Origin of the sequence: Streptomyces sp. SID5785, from assembly GCF_009870065.1 — a bacterium.
In the GTDB taxonomy this organism is placed as follows: domain Bacteria; phylum Actinomycetota; class Actinomycetes; order Streptomycetales; family Streptomycetaceae; genus Streptomyces.
The window spans coordinates 1-3,339 of the sequence record NZ_WWIA01000219.1; the positions used below are offsets into that span (position 1 = coordinate 1).

The following is a 3,339-nucleotide window of genomic DNA, read 5'->3' on the forward strand; positions in this document are numbered from 1 at the left end:
CGCGCAGTTCCCCGCGCCCCTGACGGGGCGCAGTTCCCCGTGGCCGAGGGTCAGGGGGTCTGGAGGCGGGGGGGCTGGATGCCGGCTACCAGGGTCTCCAGGGCGCGGTCGATGTCGGGGCCGAGGTACCAGTCGCCGCTGTGGTCGAGGACGTAGACCCGGCCCTCGGAGTCGATCGCGAGGAGCGCCTCCGTGCCGGACTCCGCGCCGAGCGGGCACACCTCGGTGTCGAGGGCGCGGCCGAGGTCGCCCAGGGTGCGGGCCATGTGCAGCCCGTGCAGCGGATCGAGGTGGGGCTGGGCCGGGGCGATGTGCCGGCCGGGGCCGGTGGGCGTGAGGTGCAGTCCGCCGAACTCGGCCCAGGCCTCGACGGCCGCGGGGAAGACGGTGTGCCGGTGTCCGGCGGGGGAGACGTGCGTGCGCAGGGCGTCGGCCCAGTACTCGGCCTGCTTGATGTCCCAGCGGCCGGGCTGCCAGCCGGCGGCGCGCAGAGTGGCGTCGACGCCGGCGGTGAAGCGGGTGGTCGTGGCGCGGTCGGTGGGTGCGGGCTGGGTCATCGGTGCGCGGCCTCGGGGTGGGATGGGGGCTGGGTCGTCGGGGCGGGGCCCGGCCGTCAGGGGGCCGCTTCGGGCCGGGGCGCCGGCACGGGGGCGGGCGGGGTGTCGTGGCCGGCCGCGGCGGCCGTGGCGGCCGTGGTGTCTGCGGGGTTCACGTCCTCGGGGACGACGACATGGACGCCGAAGTGGGCGGTGAGCGCGGCGCAGGCGCGGCAGGGGCGGGCGAAGCCGCCGTGCAGCGGGTCGCCGTCCTCGCGGATGCGCCGGGTGGTGAGCTTGGCGTGCTTGAGGGCCTTGCGGGCCTCGCTGACGGACATGGGTCTGCGGCGGGCGCGCTTGGACTTCTCGGTGCGCTCGGCGTCGGTGGCGGCGAGGTGCCGGGAGACGAGGATGGCTTCGGCGCAGCGGCCGGTGAAGCGGTCGCGCTGGGCGCTGGTGAGGGTGTCGAGGAAGTCCTGGACGAGCGGGTGCAGGGCGGGTGCCTGTTCGCCGCGGGCGGCGGTCGAGGTGAGGGTGGTGCCGCGCACCGAGAGGGCGGCGGCGACGGTGGGCAGGATGCCGTCGCGGCGGCCCCGGAGTGTGGGTACGGCGGAGGCGTCGGTGGCGCTCCAGCCGACGCGCGGATCTGCGTCGGACCGGGCGTCGGTGGCCGTGGCCGGGTCTGCGGTGCCGCTCTGCATGTGGTGGTGTTCCCCTCCTGCAATCCCCCAGGTTGCCTGCACAGAGTGCCAAATGGGACGGCGGGTGCGGAAGTCGGTCCCCCACGACACGCCCGATCGTCACGGGGTGGTGACGAAGGAGTGACTGCTGGTCATGGAACCGGAGGCCCGGTGACCGGTGTCGTACAACCGCATAGGCTGTCACGACCAGGAACCGTCAACAGTGCCGCAGGGGGCAACCGCCATGACGACAGGTCGGCTCGGGCAGCAGGCCGCGCCGCCGAACGCGGCCTATGCCGGGCAGGTAGTGCACTTCCCGGATCCGGTCCGTGCCGCCCGCCACCCGAGAGGGGTGCGGATGGACGGCGAGGGCTATCCCGACTTCTCCGCGTACGCGCGTGCCGCGGCCCGGATCGCGGAGCCGCCGGAGGGTTTCGGCGTCGACGAGCTGCGTCTCACGGACTATGTGTCGGCGAACGCGGCGCTCGCCGCGTCCGGTCACGAGCTGTGGGACACGATCCCGCCGGTGGCGACGCCGCACGGCTGGACCTGGCACCACGTGCGCGGTTCGCGGCGTCTCGAGCTGGTCCCGGTCGAGGTGAAGGCGCTGCTGCGGCATCACGGCGGTCTGGCGACGGCGGTCGTGGACCAGAACAAGAGGGGGACGCGTCCGTTGCAGGACACGCGTCCCGCGCACTTCGGGCTGCCGAAGTCGGGTGTCGCGGTCTCCGAGGCGCAGGTGCTGGGCGTGGAGGAGGACCTGGGGTACCGGCTGCCGGGTGCCTACCGGTCGTTCCTGAAGGCGGGCGGCGGCTGCGCGCCCGTGGGCGCGGCGCTCGACGCGGAGCTGGGGCTCCTGGTCGACCAGCCGTTCTTCACGGTGCGCGACGAGGCCGCGGTCAACGACCTGGTGTACGTCAACAAGTGTCTGCGCGATCACCTGACGAAGGACTATCTGGGTGTCGCGTTCGTGCAGGGCGGCATTCTGGCCGTGAAGGTCAAGGGGTCGGCGATCGGCTCCGTGTGGCTGTGCACGTACGACGACGCGCGTGATGTGAGCGAGGCGGCGGGCTGGTCGGTTCCGGAGCGGGTCGAGCGGCTGCTGCTGCCGTGCGGTGACGACTTCGACGCGTTCCTGTCCCGGCTCGCGGGCAATCCGCCGGAGCTGGAGACGGTGGCGAACCTGATGGTGGACGGCGGCTTCGCGCAGGCCGTCCCGGTCACGGGTGGGGAGTGAGGTTCCGATGGTGACGTTCGCGCAGGCGCAGGAGCGCGCCGAGGAATGGATCAACGGGGACGTGCCCGCCTATCAGCACCGTGAGGTGCGGGTGCGGGAGTTCGAGCTCGGGTTCGTGGTGTGGGCGGAGGACCGGGAGGCCGGTCCGGTGTCCGACGGCGGCCGGCAGCGGCTCGTGATCGCGCGGGACAGCGGTGAGGCGACGCTGTGGCCCTCGCTGCCGGTGGGCGAGGTGATCCGGCGGTACGAGGAGGAGTACGGGCTGCCGGAGGCGTCCGCGCAGCAGGCGGCGCCGCAGCAGCCGGAGCGCGTGGACCTGAACCAGACGTCGTTCCTGCTGAGTCCGCCCGAGTGGCTTCAGGAAGCGGCGGACAAGCTGGGCATTCCGGACCGCCGGGAGAGCGGTGCGTCCGGGGCGACCCCGACGCCTGCTCCTGCTCCGACCCCGGCTCCGGCTCCGGCTCCGCCCCCTGCTCCGGCTCCCGCGGCGCAGCCGCAGGGCTTCGCGGGGGGCGCGGACGAGACGCCGTGGGCCGGTACGGACACCAACGGGGTGGGGGACGAGGAGGATCGCTCGGTGCCGCTGCCCGACACGGTCTTCTCGCCGCCGCTCGCCGAGGACACTCCGCCGCCCGGGGTCACCCCGGAGGCCAAGACCGCGCTGATGTCGGGCGGCAGCCAGTTGCCGGCAACCGCGGTCAGTCCGGCGCTGCGCGGGGAGGGGGCCGCGCCGATGCCGCCGCCCGCTCCGGGCACGGCGGTGCCGGGCACGCCGCCGCCGGGGACGCCGGTGCCGCCGGCCGCGGCGCAGGGGACGCCCGCTCCGGGCGCGCCCGACGCGTCGTACGGCTATCCGCAGGCTCCTGACGGCGGGTCGGGTGCGGGG

The 3,339-nt window shown here is 74.5% G+C and carries 3 protein-coding genes and 1 pseudogene; 2 read left to right on the top strand and 2 right to left on the bottom strand.

What is annotated here, in order from left to right; all coding sequences use genetic code 11:
• Positions 1 to 50 precede the first annotated feature (50 nt).
• Together GTW43_RS06755 and GTW43_RS06760 are read right to left on the bottom strand one after the other, a co-directional pair.
• On the bottom strand, positions 51 to 557 hold the full coding sequence (locus tag GTW43_RS06755; protein ID WP_161300710.1) for an SUKH-3 domain-containing protein: 507 nt from the start codon (positions 555 to 557) through the stop codon (positions 51 to 53).
• A gap of 56 nt (positions 558 to 613) precedes the next feature.
• Positions 614 to 1,237, bottom strand: coding sequence for a YwqJ-related putative deaminase (locus GTW43_RS06760; RefSeq protein WP_237536447.1), 624 nt, complete (start codon positions 1,235 to 1,237; stop codon positions 614 to 616).
• Between the two features lie 223 nt (positions 1,238 to 1,460).
• Here GTW43_RS06760 and GTW43_RS06765 point away from each other — a divergent pair, with 223 nt between their 5' ends.
• Both GTW43_RS06765 and GTW43_RS06770 read left to right on the top strand, forming a co-directional pair.
• The gene (locus tag GTW43_RS06765) at positions 1,461 to 2,453 is read left to right on the top strand and encodes an SMI1/KNR4 family protein (protein ID WP_161300711.1); all 993 of its coding nucleotides are present in this window, start codon (positions 1,461 to 1,463) and stop codon (positions 2,451 to 2,453) included.
• A 7-nt stretch (positions 2,454 to 2,460) separates the two neighbouring features.
• Positions 2,461 to 3,339, top strand: a pseudogene (locus tag GTW43_RS06770) (hypothetical protein); the annotation flags it as partial.

Coding starts and splice junctions, on each gene's coding strand:
- GTW43_RS06760 (WP_237536447.1), bottom strand. CDS start 1,237: ATGCAGAGCGGCACCGCAGACCCGGCCACGGCCACCGACGCCCGGTCC.
- GTW43_RS06765 (WP_161300711.1), top strand. CDS start 1,461: ATGACGACAGGTCGGCTCGGGCAGCAGGCCGCGCCGCCGAACGCGGCC.
- GTW43_RS06755 (WP_161300710.1), bottom strand. CDS start 557: ATGACCCAGCCCGCACCCACCGACCGCGCCACGACCACCCGCTTCACC.